General features: G+C 49.8%; 19 protein-coding genes and 1 riboswitch. All 19 genes read left to right on the top strand.

What is annotated here, in order from left to right:
* Nucleotides 1–97 precede the first annotated feature (97 nt).
* The 19 genes from VSQ62_RS21040 to VSQ62_RS20950 all read left to right on the top strand — a co-directional run bounded on the left by VSQ62_RS21040 (nucleotide 98) and on the right by VSQ62_RS20950 (nucleotide 20723).
* Nucleotides 98–1474, top strand: a complete 1377-nt coding sequence (locus VSQ62_RS21040; protein ID WP_334636721.1) for an MATE family efflux transporter — start codon at nucleotides 98–100, stop codon at nucleotides 1472–1474.
* A gap of 61 nt (nucleotides 1475–1535) precedes the next feature.
* Nucleotides 1536–1649, top strand: a riboswitch (FMN riboswitch).
* 176 nt (nucleotides 1650–1825) lie between these two features.
* A complete protein-coding gene (gene ribD, locus VSQ62_RS21035; RefSeq protein ID WP_334636719.1) occupies nucleotides 1826–2935 on the top strand; it encodes a bifunctional diaminohydroxyphosphoribosylaminopyrimidine deaminase/5-amino-6-(5-phosphoribosylamino)uracil reductase RibD in 1110 nt (369 codons plus the stop codon).
* A 43-nt stretch (nucleotides 2936–2978) separates the two neighbouring features.
* Complete coding sequence (locus tag VSQ62_RS21030; RefSeq protein ID WP_334636718.1) at nucleotides 2979–3629, top strand: riboflavin synthase; 651 nt, start codon at nucleotides 2979–2981, stop codon at nucleotides 3627–3629.
* An 11-nt stretch (nucleotides 3630–3640) separates the two neighbouring features.
* Nucleotides 3641–4858, top strand: a complete 1218-nt coding sequence (locus VSQ62_RS21025) for a bifunctional 3,4-dihydroxy-2-butanone-4-phosphate synthase/GTP cyclohydrolase II (protein ID WP_334636717.1) — start codon at nucleotides 3641–3643, stop codon at nucleotides 4856–4858.
* Nucleotides 4859–4881: 23 nt separating this feature from the next.
* Nucleotides 4882–5346 (top strand): 6,7-dimethyl-8-ribityllumazine synthase, encoded by a 465-nt coding sequence (gene ribH, locus VSQ62_RS21020; protein ID WP_502957826.1) that lies wholly within the window; start codon nucleotides 4882–4884, stop codon nucleotides 5344–5346.
* Nucleotides 5347–5399: 53 nt separating this feature from the next.
* Entirely contained in the window at nucleotides 5400–6488 is a 1089-nt protein-coding gene (gene mobB, locus VSQ62_RS21015) for a molybdopterin-guanine dinucleotide biosynthesis protein B (RefSeq protein ID WP_334636715.1), read from the top strand.
* A gap of 77 nt (nucleotides 6489–6565) precedes the next feature.
* Nucleotides 6566–8809 carry a DNA helicase PcrA gene (pcrA, locus tag VSQ62_RS21010; protein ID WP_334636714.1) on the top strand — a complete coding sequence of 748 codons (2244 nt, stop codon included), beginning with the start codon at nucleotides 6566–6568 and terminating at the stop codon, nucleotides 8807–8809.
* A 129-nt stretch (nucleotides 8810–8938) separates the two neighbouring features.
* Entirely contained in the window at nucleotides 8939–9184 is a 246-nt protein-coding gene (locus VSQ62_RS21005; RefSeq protein WP_334636713.1) for a DUF4366 domain-containing protein, read from the top strand.
* Between the two features lie 174 nt (nucleotides 9185–9358).
* Complete coding sequence (locus tag VSQ62_RS21000) at nucleotides 9359–10294, top strand: NYN domain-containing protein (RefSeq protein ID WP_334636711.1); 936 nt, start codon at nucleotides 9359–9361, stop codon at nucleotides 10292–10294.
* 111 nt (nucleotides 10295–10405) lie between these two features.
* The gene (gene rlmD / locus VSQ62_RS20995) at nucleotides 10406–12055 is read left to right on the top strand and encodes a 23S rRNA (uracil(1939)-C(5))-methyltransferase RlmD (RefSeq protein WP_334636709.1); all 1650 of its coding nucleotides are present in this window, start codon (nucleotides 10406–10408) and stop codon (nucleotides 12053–12055) included.
* Nucleotides 12056–12141: 86 nt separating this feature from the next.
* Nucleotides 12142–12321: a hypothetical protein gene (locus tag VSQ62_RS20990; RefSeq protein WP_334636708.1), complete on the top strand. Its 180-nt coding sequence runs from the start codon at nucleotides 12142–12144 to the stop codon at nucleotides 12319–12321.
* Nucleotides 12322–12448: 127 nt separating this feature from the next.
* Nucleotides 12449–13276, top strand: a complete 828-nt coding sequence (locus VSQ62_RS20985) for a ParA family protein (RefSeq protein WP_334636707.1) — start codon at nucleotides 12449–12451, stop codon at nucleotides 13274–13276.
* On the top strand, nucleotides 13230–14177 hold the full coding sequence (locus VSQ62_RS20980; RefSeq protein ID WP_334636705.1) for a ParB/RepB/Spo0J family partition protein: 948 nt from the start codon (nucleotides 13230–13232) through the stop codon (nucleotides 14175–14177). The genes VSQ62_RS20985 and VSQ62_RS20980 overlap by 47 nt, the downstream gene beginning before the upstream one ends.
* Before the next feature lie 198 nt (nucleotides 14178–14375).
* Nucleotides 14376–18527, top strand: coding sequence for a SpaA isopeptide-forming pilin-related protein (locus VSQ62_RS20975; protein WP_334636704.1), 4152 nt, complete (start codon nucleotides 14376–14378; stop codon nucleotides 18525–18527).
* 163 nt (nucleotides 18528–18690) lie between these two features.
* On the top strand, nucleotides 18691–18996 hold the full coding sequence (locus tag VSQ62_RS20970; RefSeq protein WP_334636702.1) for a hypothetical protein: 306 nt from the start codon (nucleotides 18691–18693) through the stop codon (nucleotides 18994–18996).
* Between the two features lie 16 nt (nucleotides 18997–19012).
* The gene (locus VSQ62_RS20965; protein WP_334636701.1) at nucleotides 19013–19288 is read left to right on the top strand and encodes a hypothetical protein; all 276 of its coding nucleotides are present in this window, start codon (nucleotides 19013–19015) and stop codon (nucleotides 19286–19288) included.
* Complete coding sequence (locus tag VSQ62_RS20960; protein WP_334636700.1) at nucleotides 19278–19430, top strand: hypothetical protein; 153 nt, start codon at nucleotides 19278–19280, stop codon at nucleotides 19428–19430. The genes VSQ62_RS20965 and VSQ62_RS20960 overlap by 11 nt, the downstream gene beginning before the upstream one ends.
* Nucleotides 19420–20025, top strand: coding sequence for a hypothetical protein (locus VSQ62_RS20955; RefSeq protein WP_334636699.1), 606 nt, complete (start codon nucleotides 19420–19422; stop codon nucleotides 20023–20025). Before VSQ62_RS20960 ends, VSQ62_RS20955 begins: the two co-directional genes overlap by 11 nt.
* The gene (locus VSQ62_RS20950) at nucleotides 20025–20723 is read left to right on the top strand and encodes a hypothetical protein (RefSeq protein ID WP_334637737.1); all 699 of its coding nucleotides are present in this window, start codon (nucleotides 20025–20027) and stop codon (nucleotides 20721–20723) included. The genes VSQ62_RS20955 and VSQ62_RS20950 overlap by 1 nt, the downstream gene beginning before the upstream one ends.

Genomic DNA, 20723 nt, shown 5'->3' with positions numbered 1-20723 from the left:
CTATTATATAGTTTTTAAAACTATATGACAAGGATTTTTTGAATACTATATTAAAATTTAATATTTTATGTTATAACAGATAGGAAGGAGGGAGAATATGAATGCACTGAAGAAATTATTTGCTCCGGTTGATATGACTGTGGGGACACCTTGGGAAGATATTTTGCTTTTTACGGTTCCAATGTTAATTGGGAATATTGCCCAGCAGCTTTACAACACAGTAGACAGTGTTGTGGTGGGGAATTATGTCGGTGATAATGCGCTGGCGGCGGTCGGAAGCGCAGGACCGATCTTGAATCTTCTGATCGTGCTTTTTATCGGGATCAGTGTGGGAGCCAGTATTATGGTGTCCCAGTATTTTGGCGCGAGGAAACGGGAAGATCTATCTATTGCGATCGCGAACAGTATTGTGTTGACAGGAATCTCTTCTGTTATCGTTATGATCCTGGCAACGGTGGCGGCAAGGCCGCTCCTGGTTCTGCTGAAGACGCCGGACAGTATCCTTGACTGGTGCACTTCTTATTTGAGGATCTTGTTCTTGGGCATTTCGGGGCTTGCGTTCTACAACATTCTAAGCGGGATCTTAAGAGGACTTGGAGATTCCATCTCCGCACTGTGGTATCTGATCGTATCAAGTGTGCTGAACATCATCCTGGATCTGGTCTTCGTGATACGGTTCGATATGGGAGTCAGCGGAGTGGCGCTGGCGACAGTGATCGCGCAGGCAATCTCAGCGGTGTTATGTCTGCTCAAGTTAATGCGGATGAAGGATTTGTTTGATTTTAAGGCGCGGTATTTTAAACTGACCAGACAGCATGGATACAATATTATACGTCTGGGGCTCCCGTCCGGCATCACCCAGGCAATCATGTCCATGGCGATGCTGGTGGTACAGTCACTAACCAACAGCTTCGGCGAACAGTTTATCGCATCGAACGTGATCGTCATGCGTGTGGACGGCTTCGCTATGCTGCCGAATTTTTCCTTTGGTACGGCTATGACGACTTATGCCGGACAGAATGTGGGTGCGCGTGCCTATGACCGTGTGACGCAGGGAGCAAGGCAGGGAACATTTATGGCGATCGGATTCTCGGCATCGATCACAGCTTTGATATTGCTTTTCGGCAGGCATCTGATGGCGATTTTTACGAATACGGAGGATCTGGTGATATTGAGTATGAATATGATGCGCATCCTTGCCGTGGGCTATATCGCCATGGCGATCATCCAGAGTTTGTCCGGTGTGATGCGCGGTGCGGGAGATACGATGACGCCTATGTGGATCTCCATTGTGATGACCATATTCCTGAGGGTGCCGATCGCGTATGGACTGGTCTATCTGACGAGAAGCGCAGAATTCCCGGGCGGACGAAGGGAGAGTATCTATGTTTCGCTTTTGATCTCATGGGTACTTGGAGCGGTCATTACCGGGATATTCTATAAACGTGGGAGATGGAGAGAGAAAGCGATTTAGATTTTGTGCGTAAATCACTTGAAATCCCGCTTCCAACGAGTTATAATAATCTACATGAATAGAGAATCTTCAGGGCAGGGTGTAATTCCCTACCGGCGGTACAGCCCGCGAGCCGTAAGGCCGATTCGGTGAGATTCCGAAGCCGACAGTATAGTCTGGATGGAAGAAGATAATGGTATGTATCCGTGTACTTACTTAGTGATTATTGCTCTGGAATGGACTCCCCGTTTCAGAGCATTTCTATATGTAAGGTATTTATTTCATACGATCAGACCCCTGGAGATGATTCTGCCAGGGGTTTTGTGATATTTTCAGATAACAGTTTTTGAATCTATAGAGAGGAGGGCACGTATGACAGACCGGGATTATATGAATCGGGCGATCGAGCTTGCCAGACTGGGAACAGGAGGGACCAATCCCAATCCGCTGGTCGGCGCGGTGATCGTCAAGGACGGCCGTATCATAGGAGAAGGGTACCATCGGCGTTACGGTGAACTGCATGCGGAGCGGAATGCAATCGCTTCCCTCTCCGAGCCGGCAGAGGGTGCTGATATCTATGTAACTTTAGAGCCGTGCTGCCATTATGGAAAGACGCCGCCCTGTACAGAGGCGATTCTTGAAAATGGGATCAAAAGGGTAGTGATCGGTTCCAGGGATCCGAATCCTAAGGTGGCGGGAAAGGGAGCGAAGCTGCTGCGGGAAGCAGGAGTTCTGGTAGAGGAGGACTTCATGAGGGAGGAATGCGACCGGCTGAATCCCATATTCTTTCATTATATTACCCGGCGCACGCCTTATGCGATCATGAAATACGCCATGACGGCGGACGGCAAGATCGCGACGAAGACGGGCGCGTCCAAGTGGATCACCGGGGAGGCGGCGCGGATGGAGGTGCAGAAGCTTCGCAGCCGGTGTATGGGTATTATGGCAGGAATCGGAACGGTCCTGGCAGACGATCCGATGTTGAATGTCAGGATACTGGACAGAAGAAGCCCGGTGCGTATCATCTGTGACAGCAGCTTGAGGATTCCAACCGGCAGCCAGATCTGCCGGACGGCGAGGGAGTACCGCACGATCATTGTCTGCGCGTTTGATCCGTCAAAGGAGCCGGAAGAAGCAGACCGGCAGAAGAGAGAGGAATTAGAGCGGCTTGGAGCGGAGGTGCTGTCGGTTCCGGACGGAAACGGCAGAGTAGATCTTAAGAAGCTGATGGAGATCCTGGGCGGTCAGGGGATAGACAGTATCCTGTTGGAGGGCGGCGGCACACTGAATGACAGCGCCCTGAGAGCCGGGATCGTGCAGGAGATCCAGGCATTTATCGCACCGAAGATCTTCGGAGGGGATAAGGCCCGGACGCCGGTTGCCGGTGTGGGAGCAGAACTCCCGGATGGAGCGGCGAGGCTTAAGCTTCAGAAGGTATCTCAGATCGGAGAAGATCTGTTGGCAGAATATAAGGTGATATAGCGGATGAAGCGGCGGCGGAACAAGAAGACAGGCAGGTGAGAAGATGTTTACAGGAATTATTGAAGAGATGGGGAAAGTACAGAAGATTTCCTTGGCGGGGAGTTCCGGACAGATCGAGGTTCAGGCGCATCGGGTTCTTGCGGGCACCAGGATTGGCGACAGTATCGCGGTGAATGGCGTATGCCTGACGGTGACAGCTATCAGACCGGATGGATTCACGGCGGATATTATGGCTGAGACTTACCGCAGAAGTAATCTGGGACAGGGGAAAGCAGGGGATCTGGTGAACCTGGAGCGTGCGATGGAAGCGGGGAGAAGGTTCGGCGGGCACATTATGTCCGGGCATATAGATGGAACCGGAGTGATCCAATCCTGCCGCAGGGAAGAGAATGCCGTGTGGGTGACGATCCAGACGAAACCGGAGATCTTACGGCTTATTGTGGAGAAGGGGTCTGTCGGTATCGACGGGATCAGCCTGACGGTTGCGGCGGTTGGGGATACGGATTTCCAGGTGTCGGTGATTCCACATACGGGAGAGGAGACAACGCTTCTTAAGAAGCGGCAGGGAGATCTGGTGAATCTGGAGAATGATATTGTCGGGAAATACGTTGAGAAGCTATTGAGACCGGGAAAGTCGGATGAAGCGGCGGAATCCGGGATCACCATGGATTTCTTAAGAGAATACGGGATTTAGGAGGAAGGCAGATGGAACAGCAATATCAATATAATACAATTGAGGAAGCGATCGAGGACTTAAGAGCGGGGAAGATCATTCTGGCAACGGATGATCCGGACCGTGAGAATGAGGGAGATATGATATGCGCGGCACAGTTTGCGACGCAGGCGAATATTAATTTTATGGCGAGTGTGGCAAAAGGGCTGATCTGTACGCCGATGAGCAGAAAGGTGGCGGCGAAGCTTGGATTGCCGCCTATGGTATCGGAGAATACAGACAATCATGAGACGGCATTTACCGTATCGATCGATCATGCGGATACGACGACAGGAATCTCGGCTGCGGAGAGATCCTATACGATGATGAAATGTGTGGATGAGAGCACGAGGCCGGAGGATTTCAGAAGGCCCGGGCATGTATTTCCGCTGATCGCGAAAAGAGGCGGAGTTCTGGTGCGTAACGGACATACGGAGGCGACCGTCGATCTGATGCGTCTGGCCGGGCTTGAGGAATGCGGCGTGTGCTGTGAGATCATGGAAGACGACGGCACGATGATGCGTACTCCCGGCTTATGGAAGCTTGCTAAGGAACATGGACTTAAATTCATCACCATCAAGGAACTGCAGGATTATTGCAGGATCCACGAGAAGCATGTGGTGAAGGAAGCTTGTGCGGATATGCCTACACAGTACGGTCATTTTCAGATACACGGTTATGTGAACGACATCACAGGCGAGCATCACGTAGCCCTGGTGAAGGGAGAGATCGGCGGCGGAGAGAATGTGCTCTGCAGGGTGCATTCCGAGTGTCTGACCGGGGACACCTTCGGTTCTCTGCGCTGTGACTGCGGTAAGCAGCTTCAGGAGGCGATGCGCCAGATCGAAGAGGAAGGCCGCGGGATTGTCCTCTACATGAGGCAGGAGGGCCGGGGGATTGGTCTGATCAATAAGTTAAAGGCGTATCAATTGCAGGAAGAAGGGATGGATACGGTGGAGGCGAACATCAGCCTTGGTTTTGCACCGGATCTCAGGGAATACTGGGTGGGCGCCCAGATTCTGTCGGATCTGGGAGTGAGATCTCTCCGTCTGTTAACGAATAATCCGGAAAAAGTATATGGTTTGAGTGATTTCGGACTGGAGATCAGGGAACGCGTACCCATTGAGATCGAGCCGCAGAAGTATGATATTGTCTATATGAAGACCAAGCAGGAGAAGATGGGACATATTTTCAACAAAATAGAATTATAGGAGGAAATTGAAAGATGAGACAGATTCAGGTATTGGAAGGAAAAGTAGTAGCGCCGGAGGGGCTGAAGGTCGGGATCATAGCGTCCAGATTCAACGAGATCATTGTGAATAAGCTGTTGGGAGGCGCGGTAGACGGGCTGGTTCGCCACGGCGTGGAGGAAGAGAATATCACGGCGGCGTGGGTGCCGGGGGCATTTGAGATCCCGGTGGCGGCTTCTAAGATGGCAAAGTCCGGGAAGTATGACGCGGTCATCTGCGTGGGCGCCGTGATCAGAGGGGATACTTCGCACTATGATTATGTGTGTAATGAGGTGTCTAAGGGAATCGCACAGGTGGGTCTTGCGTCAGGTATTCCAGTATTGTTTGGGGTGGTGACGACGGAGAATATTGAGCAGGCCATCGCCCGCGCGGGAAGCAAGGCAGGCAATAAGGGATATGACTGTGCGCTGTCGGCGATCGAGATGGTTAACTTGATGAGACAGATGTAGAAGGTTAGAGGCAGTCGGAATTACTGGAAAGAGGAGGCGGTACTATCGACGGATTGATATTGGCGGGAGGAAGAAGTACCCGGATGGGAGGGAAACATAAAGGTGATCTCCGATATCAGGATCAGACTTTTCTTGAAAGGATCATTGAAGAGTTTGAGACGTATGCGGACAGGATTCTGATCTCTTACGGAGAAGACATTCGCAAGGAATATCCGAATTGTGTCACGGTCCGTGACGAGTATCCGGGCTGCGGACCTATCGGCGGGATCCATGCAGGGCTTAAGAAGTGTGAGAGCGATTCTGTGATGGTGGCGGCGTGCGATATGCCTTTTGTGAAGATGGAGTTGTATCATTTGCTTGAGCGGGAGCTTGAAAATGCCAGGCAGAAGTCTGGGGAGAGCTATGCAGGCGCGGTTCCGGAGGCGGATGGAAGAATCCATCCTCTCGCTGCGGTCTATCGAAAAGAGATGCTTCCTTGCTTGGAAGAGCAGATTGCCAGGAAGGACTACCGTATCAGAGATGCGCTGGAACGGCAGAACATCTTGTATGTGGATGTCTCCGGGGAACAGCAGATCAGGCAGATGCTTAAGAACGTGAATACGGTGTCGGAATATGAGGAGCTGTCGAAGCAGAGGATCGTCGCTGTCTGCGGTGTGAAGAATTCCGGGAAAACGACGCTGCTTGAGCGGTTGGTCAGGGAATTGTCAGGGCGGGGAATGAAGGTGGCTGTGATCAAGCATGACGGACATGATTTTGACTGCGATATCCCCGGAACAGACAGCTGCCGTCTGGGTGAGGCAGGGGCATACGGAACGGCAGTATTTTCCGGTTCCAGGTGCTTCGTCCATAAGAAAGGAACGGGGGAGCGGGAAGAAGAGCTGATGCGCCTGTTCCCGGAGGCAGATATTATATTCCTGGAAGGGATGAAGGACAGCCGGTATCCGAAGATCGAGGTGATCCGGGAAGGGGTGTCGGTTCACCCGGTGTCGAATCCGGAAGGCAGATTTCTGATCGTGACTGACCGGGATGCGGGGGAATACCAGGAGAAGACGGCGAGATTCGAAGATATCGCCGGGATCGCCGGGGAGATTCTTGGCATCCATGCAAGTAGCCCTTGCACTTTCTGTGCAAAGACACTATAATATATCCAGATTCAGATGTACTGATACGACAAAGAATTTTGGCTGGAGGCCGGAGGAAAAAGAGAGGAAATAAAATATTGGGTATATACGATAAGTTAAATGAACAGCAGAGGGAGGCGGTGCTTCATACGGAAGGACCGCTCTTGATATTGGCAGGGGCGGGTTCCGGGAAGACCAGGGTGCTGACGCACAGGATTGCATATCTGATTGAGGAGAAGCGTGTGAATCCGTGGAATATCCTGGCGATCACATTTACCAACAAGGCGGCGGGAGAGATGCGGGAACGTGTGGACAAGCTGGTAGGCGCCGGCTCAGAGAGTGTCTGGGTGAGCACGTTTCATTCGGCATGCGTAAGGATCCTGCGCAGGCATATCGGACTGCTTGGGTATGATACGAATTTTACGATCTACGACAGTGATGACCAAAAGACGCTGATGAAGGACGTCTGCCGGCTGCTCAAGATCGATACGAAGATGTTCAAGGAGCGGATGTTCCTGGGGGCGGTGTCCCATGCTAAGGAAGAGCTGATTACACCGCAGGAATTCCGGCTTGAGGCGGAAGGGGATTTTACCAAGCGGAAGATCGCCGATGTCTATGAGGAATACGAGAAGCAGTTAAGGGCGAATAATGCCCTGGATTTTGACGACCTGCTGGTGAAGACCGTACAGTTGTTCCAGACGCAGGCGGATGTATTGGATCATTATCAGGAGCGTTTCCGTTATGTCATGGTGGATGAATATCAGGATACGAATACGGTACAGTTTGAACTGGTGCGCATCCTGTCCTCCAAGTACCGGAATCTGTGCGTGGTCGGTGACGACGATCAGTCTATCTACAAATTCCGCGGGGCGAACATCAGGAATATTCTGAATTTCGAACAGTTCTTTGAGGATGCAAGGGTAATCAAGCTTGAGCAGAACTATCGTTCTACCAGCAATATTCTGAATGCGGCGAATGCGGTGATCAGCAATAATATCGGAAGGAAGGACAAGACCCTGTGGACGGCGAACGGCGAGGGCGGCAAGATCGAATTCCGGCAGTTTGATACAGGTTATGACGAGGCAGAGTATATTGTGGATGACATCAGAAAGTGTGTCAAAGAGGAAGAATGTACATATAATGATCATGCGGTCCTGTACCGCACCAATGCCCAGTCCCGCGTGTTTGAAGAGAAGTTCGTGACGGCTAATATCCCATATAAGATCGTCGGCGGTGTGAACTTCTATGCAAGGCGGGAGATTAAGGATCTCTTGAGTTATCTGAAGACGGTAGATAACGGGAAGGACGACCTGGCGGTCCGAAGGATCGTCAATGTACCCAAGCGCGGGATCGGCCTTACGAGTATCAACCGGATCCAGGAATATGCGGCAGCCAAAGAGATCAGTTTCTATGAGGCGCTCATGGGGGCGGACCTGATTCCGGGTATAGGAAGAGGGCTTTCGAAGCTTACTTCTTTTGTGGCGTTGATCGAGCATTTCAAGGCTGACGCGCGGGAGATGAGCGTGTCGGAGCTGATGAAGGAGATTATCGAAGAAACGGGATATATAGAAAGCCTTGAGTCAGAGGATGCAGAGGACACCGAGGCAAGGATAGAGAATATCGATGAGTTGATCAGTAAGATCGTCCTATTTGAGGAAATGTGCGAGGAGACGGGCACGCCGGCGACACTCGGCGGATTCCTTGAGGAAGTCGCACTGGTAGCCGATATTGACAGCCTGGATGAGAACAGTGATTATGTGGTTCTTATGACGCTTCACAGCGCAAAGGGACTGGAATTCCCCCATGTGTATCTGGCGGGCTTAGAGGATGGGATTTTTCCTAGTTATATGACGATCACATCAGAGGATCCGGAGGATGTGGAAGAAGAACGCCGCCTCTGCTATGTGGGGATCACCAGAGCCGAGAAGAAGCTGACGCTGACCTGTGCGAGGCGGCGTATGGTCAGAGGTGAGACACAGTATAACCGGATGTCCCGCTTCCTGAATGAGATTCCGACAGAACTGGTATCGACGGGAGCCGTATTCGAGAAAGAACCGGAAGAAAGCCGAAGGCAGATGCAGAAGAGAAATATTTATACACAGGCAAAGCAGGCATTCCAAACCAAGGTGTATGCCGCCGCGAAACCGGCGAAGCAGTTTGGGGCGCCAAGCAGCCATAACCTGAGCTATGAGGTGGGCGACCGGGTGCGCCATGTGAAGTTCGGAGAGGGAACTGTGACAGGCATTATAGAAGGCGGCAGAGATTATGAAGTGACGGTGGATTTCGACGGGCCGGGTACGAAGAAGATGTTTGCGGCATTTGCGAAGCTTCAGAAGGTATAGCGATATTTTTCAGAAGATTTTTAATAAAATGTAGTAATCTCGGCTTGTAAGTGTTATAATAGGTACAGTATTTGAAGGCGGTCAGGAATCGGCCGTACCGGAAAAAGTATCAGGAAAGGATGTAGAAGCATGAATAAAGTAGAGGAAATTATTGCGGCAACAAGGTTGAATGACCTGATAAACAGGAAGGAAGAAGAAGATAAGAACTGCAAGACTGTTCTCTGGGTTCTTGCAATCATAGGTGCTGTCGCAGCCGTTGCAGCGATCGCTTATGCAGTATATTGTTTCTTTACACCGGATTATCTCGAAGACTTTGAAGAAGATTTCGAGGATGATTTTGATGATGATTTCTTTAACGAGGAAGATCAGGTATAGGAGAGTCATGTCGTTGAAATAGTGCGATAGAGAAAGCAGGTGGAGGCCTATTTGAAGAGAAAAAGGCGTTTTGCCTGCTTTTTTTGTGAGAGTTAAGGGCTTAGCAAAGAACTAATATAGCGAAGCGGTTATGGAAATTGAGAGTTAGAAGTTTGAGAAGATGAGGAGAAGAAGATGGACGAACAATGTTATGCCTTACTGATCGATGCGGATAATGTATCTGCGAAATATATTAAACCGATACTTACAGAGCTGTCGAAGTATGGGGTCATCACATACAAGAGGATCTATGGGGATTGGACAAGCACGCATAATTCCAGTTGGAAGGATGAGCTTCTTACGAACTCGATCATGCCGATCCAGCAGTTCAGCTATACCCAGGGGAAGAATGCTACAGATTCGGCGATGATCATTGACGCAATGGATATCTTGTACACCAATGATGTGGACGGGTTCTGTATCGTGTCCAGTGACAGTGATTTTACACGGTTGGTGACCCGAATCAGGGAGAGTGCGAAGATGGTGATCGGTATGGGGGAGAATAAGACCCCGGAGCCGTTCCGCAAAGCCTGTGACAAATTTACAATATTGGAGAATCTGTTGAATGAGCAGGAGCCGGGAAGCACCAAGGCGGAAGAACCGCATGATAAGCTTAGCCGCGAGCGGATCGAGGATGCGATCATCAAGATGATCATTGAAAATCAGGATGACAATAAGGTGACCGGACTTGGAGAGGTGGGAAGCCGCCTTGTAAGCCTGTATCCAGACTTTGACGTCAGAAGTTACGGTTACAATATGCTGTCGAAGTTTCTGGAAGAATTCTCAAGGATACAGTTGATCAAGCAGGGCAATCTCTTCTCTGTTGCATTGAAGGAAGACTGGGGAATGAAAGAGGATATAGACAGGTACGTCATCTACCTAGTGAAGAAGGCAGGAAAGCATGGTATCGAGCTTAGTACGCTGGGCAATAAGGTGTATGAGAAGTACGGAGAGTTTAAGATCAGTGATTACGGTTATTCTCAGTTTAACCAGTATGTGAAGAGTATAGATAAGATAGAGGTGGAACAGGAAGGGACGATCCTGAAGGCGAAATATCAGAAATTGTTTTAAGGAAACAGTTCAGGCAGGTTTGCGGCATGTTAGAGGAGCGCTTGTCTGAACTGCTGTATTTTGAGAAAATAATCGGATAATTCAAAAGTGAAGTGAAGAAAGGGAGTCAGGATGAAAAAGGGTCAGATATATGAGGGAATAATTGAAACGGTGGATTTTCCTAATAAAGGAAGGATCATGCTGCCGGAAGAGAACAGAACTGTATGTGTAAAAAATGGAATTCCAGGGCAGAAGGTCAAATTCTCCGTCAATAAAGTCCGCAAAGACAAGGCAGAGGGACGTATTCTGGAGGTGTTGGAAGCTTCGCCGCTGGAGGTCCCGTCACCATGTCCGCATTTCGGTCAGTGCGGGGGATGTACCTATCAGAATCTTCCCTACGAAGAGCAGATTAAGCTGAAAGAATCTCAGATTAAGAAGATGATGGACGGGGCGGTAGACGGGGATTATATCTGGGAGGGTATCAAGCCAAGCCCGGTAAAGCAGGGCTACCGTAATAAGATGGAATTCTCATTCGGAGATGAGTATAAGGACGGCCCGCTGGCGCTGGGGATGCACCGCAGGGGGAGCTTCCATGATATTGTCAATGTTCCCGGCTGCCAGATCGTAGATGAGGATTATCGGAGGATTCTATCCTGTACCCTGGAATATGCAAGGGAGACGGGACTTCCATACTATCACCGTATGCGCCATGAGGGCTTCTGGCGGCATCTCCTGGTGAGAAAGGCGGTAAAGACTGGGGAGATCCTGATCGATCTGGTGACGGCCGGGAATGAGAAGTACGGAAGGGATTCTGATGAGAAGCAGTGGGCAGAAAGGCTGCTTGCGTTAAGTCTTGACGGAAAGATTGCCGGAATCCTGCATACGAAAAATGACAGCGTGGCGGATGTGGTCAAGGACGAAGGGACGGATGTTCTCTACGGACAGAATTACTTCTATGAAGAACTGCTGGGGCTTAAGTTTAAGATCACACCCTTCTCATTCTTTCAGACGAATTCACTTGGGGCGGAGGTATTGTATGAAACTGCCAGGGAGTATATCGGGGAGACGAAGGATAAGGTGATCTTTGACTTGTACAGCGGTACAGGGACGATCGCGCAGATAGTTGCGCCTGTGGCGAAGAAGGTTGTGGGCGTGGAGATCGTAGAGGAGGCCGTGGAGGCTGCAAGAGAGAATGCGGCGCTTAACGGGCTTGATAACTGTACGTTCTGGGCCGGGGATGTGCTGAAGGTGATCGATGAGCTCGGCGAGGTGCCGGACCTGATCGTGCTGGATCCGCCAAGGGACGGGGTGAATCCGAAGGCGATTCAGAAGATTACGGATTTTGGGGTGGAGAGGATCGTGTATATTGCCTGCAAGCCGACGAGCCTGGTGCGGGATCTGGAGATGCTGCAGGGACGGGGGTACCGGGTGGAGAAAGCTGGGGGGATTGATTTGTTTCCGGGGACGTATCACGTGGAGACGGTATGTTTATTGTCCAAACTCAATGTCGAGCATCATATTGAGGTTGAACTCACGATGGATGAGCTTGATTTGACTGCTGCGGAGAGCAAAGCCACCTATGAAGAAATCAAGAATTATGTACTGGAACATACGGGATTGAAAGTCAGCAATCTGTATATCGCACAGATAAAACAGAAATGTGGTATTATTGAGAGAGCAAATTACAATCTGCCGAAATCGGAAAATTCCAGACAGCCGAAATGCCCGCCAGAGAAAGAAGTAGCTATAAGGGAGGCATTAGAGTATTTTCGCATGATTTGATAGTCGGATGTTTTTCATGGATTTGTACCTTTGAGTGTCGTCGTCAGTTTCCTGTATAATAGAGCGAAGAAAGGACGGTGACATTTATGAGAGAAAAGAAAAATCATTTGTATGTGGATAGTCAAGAAAGAACATTACTTTTACATAGCCTTGTGGAGTTGAAAAATCAGCTCATACAGCAGGGCAGATATACGGACTGCGTTGACGAACTGATATTCAAAGTCATAAACGCACCGATTAAGAGAATGAAAATTGAATATGTCTAAGGCACATCATTATAAGCCGCTTATTCTTATTTGTTTTTTAGAGTAAGCGGCTTTTTTGCGTTCTCTGGTACTGTTACATAGCCACCTTGACAAAGTGGCTAAATTTATGCGAAAGGAGGACGCACCTATGTCAAATTGCAAAGTAATCGCTCTGACGAATCAGAAAGGCGGTGTCGGCAAGACCACCACAGCGGTCAATCTGGGTGTCAGTCTGGCACAGCAGGGTAAGAAAGTCCTGCTCATTGATGCCGACGCACAGGCAAACTTAACGATGTCCCTCGGTTACGGCAGACCAGACGATTTATCGGATACGCTTTCAAGCATCATGCAGGACGTGATAGACGATAAGCCTGCCAATGTCCAGAAAGCTATCCTGCACCATAACGAGGGCGTTGACCTGCTCCCGTCCAACATTGAACTGTCGGGACTGGAAGTACGGCTTATCAATGCCATAAGCCGTGAAAGCGTGCTGAAAACCTGCATTAATGAAGTAAAAAAGAATTACGATGTGGTTCTGGTGGACTGTATGCCGAGCTTGGGTATGCTGACAATCAACGCACTTGCGGCGGCTGACAGCGTGGTTATCCCGACACAGCCCCATTATCTTTCCGCAAAGGGATTAGAGCTGTTGCTTCGCTCCGTGTCTAAGGTCAAACGGCAAATCAATCCCCATCTGCGGATTGACGGTATTTTAATGACGATGGTAATGCCACGCACGAATATTTCAAAAGAAATCACCGCTACGGTGAAAAGTGCATATGGGCAGAGAATCAAGGTGTTTGATACCCAGATACCTCATTCAATCCGTGCAGTAGAAGCCACCGCAGAGGGAAAGAGCATTTTTGCCTATGACAAAAGCGGCAAGGTAGCCGCAGCTTATGAGCAGTTGGGAAAGGAGGTAGCAGAGATTGGCGAGAAGCAAAAGAACAGAAATCGAGCTGACCGCATACGATGACCTCTTTGAAACAGACGAGAGCCGTGCAGAAGCGAAATTAAGTAAAATAAGGGAGATACCCATTTCCAAAATTGACGAGTTTCCAGACCACCCATTCAAAGTTTTAATGAATGAGGATATGGAACAGCTTGTTGAAAGTGTCAGTCGGAGCGGCGTAATGACCCCTGCCACGGTTCGGCAGAAAGAGGATGGACGGTATGAGCTTATCAGCGGTCACAGGCGGAAAAAGGCTTGCGAGCTTGCAGGGCTTGAAACGCTGAAATGCGAGGTTAAGGAGCTGACCCGTGATGAAGCGATTATTGTCATGGTTGAGAGCAATCTCCAACGCTCTGTTATCCTGCCAAGTGAGAAAGCATTTGCCTATAAGATGCGGCTTGAAGCTATGAAACGTCAAGCAGGCAGACCCCCGAAAGAAAATGCGTCGCCAGTGGCGACTAATTTATCAAAGGGGCGTTCTGATAAAGAATTAGGTGAACTTGTCGGAGAAAGTAAAGACCAGATACGCCGTTTTATCCGTTTGACCGAGCTTGTACCCGAAATTCTGGAAATGGTAGATGAACGCCAGATTGCTTTCCGTCCTGCGGTAGAGATTTCCTATCTCTCCGAGGAACAGCAATACTCGCTCTTAGAAGCGATGGGCTACAATGATGCCACCCCCTCTCTTGCACAGGCTATCAAAATGAAAAAGTTTATGCAGGAGGGAAAGCTCACGGACGAGGTTATCCAGAGCATCATGCAGGAGGATAAGCCGAACCAGAAAGAAAAGCCTGCGTTCAAGGACGAGCGGATAACCAAGCTCATCCCGAAGTCCATCCCCAGAGGGCAGGAAACGGATTTTGTCGTAAAGGCGTTGGAATTTTATAACCGACACCTGCAACGGCAGCGAGGGCAGGAAAGATAACGGCACGCCGAGGGAGAAGTCCGCCTTTTGGGGAGGATAGCAAATTTTTTTCAACTTCCCCCTCTCCACACCTCTCCCCCTTAATACTGCCAGTAACTATCCGAGAAAAGAAATATTAAAGGCTGTCCAGACGGGCAGCTTTTTTCTGTCAGAAAATCAATCAGCAACTATCAACATGAGAACGAACAGGAGGTAACGATGAAGATTCGTAAATTATTGAGGAAGGCTGCGGCGTTAGCGTTGGCTGCGGTCACGGCATTGTCCGTAGTCCCTGCCACGACAGCGTTTGCAGCGGGCGACATCGGCACGATTTCCTTTACCCACACCTATGACGGTGCAGGGAACGCCATGAGGTACAATTCCAGTGCCAATATCGGCGGTCATACCGCAGGAGGAACAGGCGAATATAAATACCGTATGTATGTGGACGGGGAAACGGCGTTCTGCCTTCAGCCGGGCGTACCGTTAAAAACGGGAAATACGCTTGCAAAGGCATCTTCCAACACATGGAACGCCCTCTCCGCAGACCAGAAAAAGGCGGTGGGGCTTGCCCTGCTCTACGGCTATCAGGGCAACAGCGGCAGCTTGTCTGGGAGCGATGACGAGAAATGGCTTGCCACCCAGACCCTTGTGTGGGAGTTTGTGACGGGATGCAGGAATGCCACAAGCCCGTACAGCCAGACAAGCACCACGGTTTACAGCCTGCATTTTGGCTCAAACTATGCCAACAGCGGGGCGAGGGCGGCTTACGACCAGATTGTGTCCCTGCTCACAAGGCACAGCACGATTCCGAGCTTTATGTCGGCAAGAAAGAAAGACATCACAAAGGAGCTTGCCTATAAGGACGGCAAATACTCTCTTACGCTGATCGACAGCAACGGCGTTTTATCCGAGTATTCCTTTACCAGTTCCGACAGCAACGTAAAGGTGTCCAAATCGGGAAATAAGCTGACCATCACATCATCAAAAGCGATTGACGGAACGGCAAGGATTACCGCTACCAGAAATAATACGCCGACCGTCAGCAACGGGGCAAAGATGATTGCCTACGGCGACCCGAACCTGCAGGACGTCATTACAGGCGTGGAGAATGTAGACACCATGATGGCATATATCAACGTGGAAACACCGACAGGGACGGTTGCACTGAAAAAGACTTCTGAGGACGGCGTGGTTGAGGGGATTTCCTTTACCATCAAAGGCGACGGCTTCAACAAGACCGTGAAAACCGACAAGAACGGAGATATAACGGTTGAGGGCTTATTCCCCGGCACTTATACCGTTACGGAGCAGTCCATCGACCGCTATGAGCCGCAGAAAACCCAGACCGTGACGATTATCGGGGGAAAGACCTCTACGGTCACATTCAGCAATACCTTGAAGTGTGGCAGTCTGGAAGTCGTGAAAACATCAGAGGATAATCTGGTGGAGGGTGTAAAATTCCACTTGTACGGAACATCATTAAGCGGCTTGGCTGTTGATGAATATGCTGTTACCAATGCAAAGGGCGTTGCAAAATTTGAGAATGTCCTTATCAGCGGAAAGACCCCGTACACCCTTGAGGAAGTGGACACGGCAATCCGCTATGTTGTCCCTGCATCCCAGACCGCCCCGATTGAGTGGAAGAAAGCCACAAACCGCAGTTTCCACAACATTTTAAAGAAATTCAATGTAACGGTATTAAAGACCGATGTGGAAACAGGAAAGAAGCCGCAGGGCGACGCTTCTCTTGCAGGTGCGGTTTACGGCATTTATAAAGGCGAGGAACTGGTTGACACCTATACTACCGATGAAAACGGTCAGTTCACAACAAAATATTATATCTGCGGCGATGATTGGAGCATCCGTGAAATTACCCCGTCCGAGGGCTATCTGCTTGATGAAACCGTACACCATGTAGGTGCAGAGCCAGAGCTTTATACCATTGAGTACAATTCCGCTAAGAATGATGTGAATGAGCAGGTCATCAAGGGGAATATCGCCATCATCAAGCATACCGACAACGGAGAAACCCAGATTGAAACGCCAGAGGAGGGAGCTGTTTTTGAGGTGTTCTTAAAATCCGCAGGCAGCTTTGACGCAGCGGAGGAAACGGAGCGTGACACGCTCATCTGCGATGAAAACGGCTTTGCCCAGATAAAAGATATGCCGTATGGAATTTATACGGTTCACCAGACTTCGGGATGGGACGGGCGTGAGCTGATGAAAGACTTTGACGTGTTCATCTGCAAGGACAGCCAGACCTACCGCTATCTTATCAACAACGCAAATTTTGAGAGCTATATCAAAATCGTAAAGAAAGACGTGGAAACAGGCAAAGTTATCCCGTATGCGGGTGCAGGATTCCAGATTTACGACCCAGAGGGAAACCTTGTAACGATGACGTTCACTTATCCCGAAGTGACGAAGATTGACACATTCTACACCACGGCGGACGGCGAGCTTATCACGCCGCAGACTTTGGAATACGGCAAGGGCTATTCTCTTGTAGAGGTGCAGGCTCCGTATGGCTATGTTCTGGATTCCGAGCCAGTCTATTTTGACGTGGAGCAGGAAAACTCCGAGGAGGAAAGCGGCATCACTTTAATTAAGGTGGAACGCTCCAACATGGCACAGAAAGGGAAAATCACGGTATCCAAGTCTGGCGAAGTGTTCAGTAGGGTATCGGGAAACAAGGGGCTGTATCAGCCGATTTTTGCAGTGGACAGCCTTGAGGGTGCAGTTTATGAGATTACCGCAGCCGAGGACATTATCACGACAGACGGCACGGTAAGAGCCGAGAAAGGCGAAGTTGTAGACACGCTCACCACAGGAGAGGACGGCACGGCAGAATCCAAAGAGCTTTATCTCGGAACGTATGAGGTAAAGGAAGTGACCGCCCCATATGGCATGGTGCTGAATGGGGAAATCCACGCCGTGGAGCTTGTGTATGCAGGGCAGGAAATTGACGTGACGGAAACAGGCACAGATTTTTACAATGAGCGTCAGCGTGTGGAAATCGACCTTAATAAAACCCTTGAGGTTGACGAAGCCTACGGCGTAGGAAATAACGGAGAAATCAAGGACGTTACGTTTGGTCTGTATGCCGCCGAGGAACTGACCGCCGCAGACGGCACGACAATCCCTGCGGACGGGCTGATTGAAGTTATCTTCCTTGATGAAAACGGTCACGGAAAGGCAATCAGCGATTTACCGATGGGCAGCTACTATGTGCAGGAAATCAGCACAAACTCCGCTTATCTTGTAAGTGACGAGAAATACCCTGTTGATTTTGAGTACGCAGGGCAGGAAACCGCCGTTGTAAACATTACGGCAAATGAGGGAGAAGCCATTGAAAACGAACTGATTTACGGCTCTGTCAGCGGTAAGAAATCCAACGAGGACGGAGAAGATTTAGGCGGTGCTGTTATCGGCATCTTTAAGGTTGGAACAACGGAATATACGAAGGAAAATGCAATCGCAACTGCCACATCCGAAGATGACGGCAGTTTTTCTTTTGAAAACGTACCGTATGGCACATGGATTATCCGTGAAATCGAAAGCCCGAAAGGATATGTACTCTCCGAGGAAGAAATCAGCGTGACAATCAGCGAGGTTGACGAAGTTGTTGAGGTAGAGCTTGTCAACTACTTCATTACGGGCAATATCGCTTTAACAAAAGTAGATAAGGATTACCCAGAAAACAAATTGACGGGTGCGGTATTCGAGGTTTACTCTGACACAAACGAAGATGGAAAACTGGATAAGAAAGACGAGCTGCTCGGCGAGATGGGCGAAGTAGAAAAAGGCGTGTACCAGATGGACGACCTGCGTTACGGCAAGTACCTTGTTCGTGAGAAAACCGCCCCGACAGGCTTCGTGCTTGATGAGAACGTCTATCCCGTATCCATCGAGGAAAACGGCAAGACCTACAACGTGGAGAATGAAGCGGGCAAGGGATTTTTGAATGAAGCACAGAAAGGCAGCCTTAAAATCGTCAAGACTTCCTCTGACGGCAAGGTGGAGGGCTTCTCTTTCCGTGTCATCGGGGACAACGGCTATGACAAGACATTCACGACAGACAAGAAAGGTGAAATCGTAATTGACGGCTTGCGTATCGGTGAATATACCGTGTCCGAGGTCAGCGACAAGGCATCCTCTGGCTATATCCTGCCTGCCGACCAGAAAGTGACAATCAAGACAGATGAAACAGCGACCGTCACCATGCACAATGAACTCCGTGACACGCCGAAAACAGGCGATGATTTCAGTTTGGGCTTGTGGGTGAGCCTTGCGGCTGCATTTACGCTCGGTGCGGGAATCTTCGGGTTTGTCGGTTATAAGAGTGGAAGAAAGAAAAAGGAGGACTAAGCAGAATGAGAATAAAAACAGTGGTAACAGCGGTGCTTGCGGTATTTGTAGTTGGTGCGGTGGCATGGCTGCACATTCGCAGGAAGAAATAAAATAAGACAGGATTGATACGGATTGGGGCGGTTTTAAAGATACCGCCCTCTTTCCATGTATGGAGGTAGCTATGGACAATCTGAAAACCATAGAGGGGAAAGTGAAGTCTGTCCTGCAAAAGAATGTGGATGCAAGAGATGATGACATGGTGCTGTACCTTGCCCTCTGCAATCTTTATCTGAAAGATGCAGGTACGATGCCACTTGCGGAGATAATGACACGGCACAAGGAGCTTGGCTTGCCGAGCTTTGAGAGCGTGGGCAGGACACGGCGGAAATTGCAGGAAAGACACCCAGAGCTTTTAGGAAATGTGCGGCGGCAGAGAATCAGAGCCGCAGGGGAAAAGGCATACCGTAAATATGCCAAAGAATCGTAAGAAAGGAGGAACGCCTATGGACGGTGAAACACGCTCCAATCAGGGCTATGAAATCATAGAGAGCTGCACTATCGGGAACACGGAGCTTGTCATCGGGCATCACCCGAAAGCCCCGAACCCGTATGTATGCTGGTACTGCAAAGGCGGCGACAACTATTACTGGGGCTGTTACTGCAACACCCTTGAAGCCGCAAGGGAGAATCTGAACGAACGCTACCAGTCGGAGTGCCATATGCCGTACAATAAGCCCCCTGCTCCAAAACCGAAAGGCAGGGACGATTATGAGCGGTAGCCAGAAGAAATATGACTGTACGACCTGCCCTTATCCCCGATATAAGGACAGGCACATTATTTTCTGCGATGTCTGTATCCGAAAGATTTTAGATGAAAAGAGAGAAAAAAAGCAGGGAAAGGAGAAGCCAGATGGAGAATGAAGAAAAACGGATGATTAGCTCCTATAAGGTCACGCAGAGCATCCATATCGGTAAAAAGGAAGTAGTGTTCGGCGTGGATTTGAAAGAGGAATATCCCTTTTTAGTATGTTACTGCACTTATGACAACCCTTTCTACGCAGAGTGGGTGACGGATGCGGTCGGCTCTGACGATTATCTCGAAGCCATGCAGATTTTTACAGACAGGGTGCAGGAACAGATAGGGCTTGTGAGAGCCGAGCAGGAACAGTTCAAATTTGACATGACTCCATTTACCATAGACGACTGCATCCCAGATGATAAGGGCGGCAGCATTGTGGGAAAAGTTGTCGTTATCAACGCCGAGGTCAACCGTTACGAGTACCGCCATTCTGCCTATCAGCTCGTGTTGGTGGACGGCGGTCACGGTGCAAGGGGCGGCAGGGGGCAGGCGGTGTTCGGCACGAGCCTTGCGGACGGAAAGCACGCCAGATGGGAAAGGTGCGATGTGCTTGGGGAAATCAAGCCAGAGAAGATGCCCGATTGGGCGAAAGAAGCCGCCGCCAGAATCCAGACGGAGGAAAAGGCGAAGAAATCAAAGAGCAGGGAGGAACGCTGATGGAGATACGAGCTTTGACGCAGCCCGAACAGAAATACACCTACGCCCAGAGTATGCAGCTTGAGGGGCAGACGGGGTGCATCGGGCATCTGCGTGGGGATTTTGACACCTCTGGATATGGATTTTACACTTCTTGGTTTGATACCAGAGAGCAATGGAAAACCGATGAATTTAAGTCGGGGCTTGACGATGTCATCAATGCCCTGCGTGAAGATAAGGGGCTTCTGCACAACCGTTATGACATGGCGGCTTTTGCAAGGGCGAATCCCGAAAGTGCGTTTAAAGATAATTATTATACGGAATACGGTTTCCGTGTAGATACGGAGAAACACGCTTTCCTGTTCCGCTGCAACCCGACAAAGGGCGATTATAACTTTTACTGCTACTGCTATGTGAAAGAATGGCTTGACAAGCACATTTCCAGAGCAGAACAGGGCATCCGTTTTATTGACCCGCATTACAAAGAGCTGTTCCGCATCCCAGACGGCGGCAAAATCATCATCACTTATGATTGGGGCGAAAAGGCGGAAAAGCCCTGCCGCTATATCGACGAATACCATACCGAGATAGGCAGCAACCTCTACCATATCTGCGAATTTGCCGAGCGTATGGGGAAAAACGGACACACCTATGAGCCGAAGCCAGAAGAACCGCCGCAGGTGGCGAAAGCCCCGAAAAAGAAAGCGTATGAACGATAG

The sequence above is a fragment of the Sporofaciens sp. JLR.KK001 genome, from assembly GCF_036941055.1.
GTDB lineage: Bacteria > Bacillota > Clostridia > Lachnospirales > Lachnospiraceae > Sporofaciens.
This window is presented reverse-complemented; position numbering and strand designations above follow the sequence as displayed.

What these genes read in the sequence shown, in the direction of transcription:
- VSQ62_RS21005 (WP_334636713.1), top strand. Translation starts at nt 8,939, where the DNA reads ATGAATAAAGTAGAGGAAATTATTGCGGCAACAAGGTTGAATGACCTG.
- VSQ62_RS20950 (WP_334637737.1), top strand. Translation starts at nt 20,025, where the DNA reads ATGGAGATACGAGCTTTGACGCAGCCCGAACAGAAATACACCTACGCC.
- ribD (WP_334636719.1), top strand. Translation starts at nt 1,826, where the DNA reads ATGACAGACCGGGATTATATGAATCGGGCGATCGAGCTTGCCAGACTG.
- VSQ62_RS20985 (WP_334636707.1), top strand. Translation starts at nt 12,449, where the DNA reads ATGTCAAATTGCAAAGTAATCGCTCTGACGAATCAGAAAGGCGGTGTC.
- VSQ62_RS20960 (WP_334636700.1), top strand. Translation starts at nt 19,278, where the DNA reads ATGAGCGGTAGCCAGAAGAAATATGACTGTACGACCTGCCCTTATCCC.
- VSQ62_RS20990 (WP_334636708.1), top strand. Translation starts at nt 12,142, where the DNA reads ATGAGAGAAAAGAAAAATCATTTGTATGTGGATAGTCAAGAAAGAACA.
- VSQ62_RS20975 (WP_334636704.1), top strand. Translation starts at nt 14,376, where the DNA reads ATGAAGATTCGTAAATTATTGAGGAAGGCTGCGGCGTTAGCGTTGGCT.
- VSQ62_RS21000 (WP_334636711.1), top strand. Translation starts at nt 9,359, where the DNA reads ATGGACGAACAATGTTATGCCTTACTGATCGATGCGGATAATGTATCT.
- VSQ62_RS21030 (WP_334636718.1), top strand. Translation starts at nt 2,979, where the DNA reads ATGTTTACAGGAATTATTGAAGAGATGGGGAAAGTACAGAAGATTTCC.
- VSQ62_RS20955 (WP_334636699.1), top strand. Translation starts at nt 19,420, where the DNA reads ATGGAGAATGAAGAAAAACGGATGATTAGCTCCTATAAGGTCACGCAG.
- VSQ62_RS20965 (WP_334636701.1), top strand. Translation starts at nt 19,013, where the DNA reads ATGGACGGTGAAACACGCTCCAATCAGGGCTATGAAATCATAGAGAGC.
- VSQ62_RS20970 (WP_334636702.1), top strand. Translation starts at nt 18,691, where the DNA reads ATGGACAATCTGAAAACCATAGAGGGGAAAGTGAAGTCTGTCCTGCAA.
- VSQ62_RS21040 (WP_334636721.1), top strand. Translation starts at nt 98, where the DNA reads ATGAATGCACTGAAGAAATTATTTGCTCCGGTTGATATGACTGTGGGG.
- rlmD (WP_334636709.1), top strand. Translation starts at nt 10,406, where the DNA reads ATGAAAAAGGGTCAGATATATGAGGGAATAATTGAAACGGTGGATTTT.
- VSQ62_RS21025 (WP_334636717.1), top strand. Translation starts at nt 3,641, where the DNA reads ATGGAACAGCAATATCAATATAATACAATTGAGGAAGCGATCGAGGAC.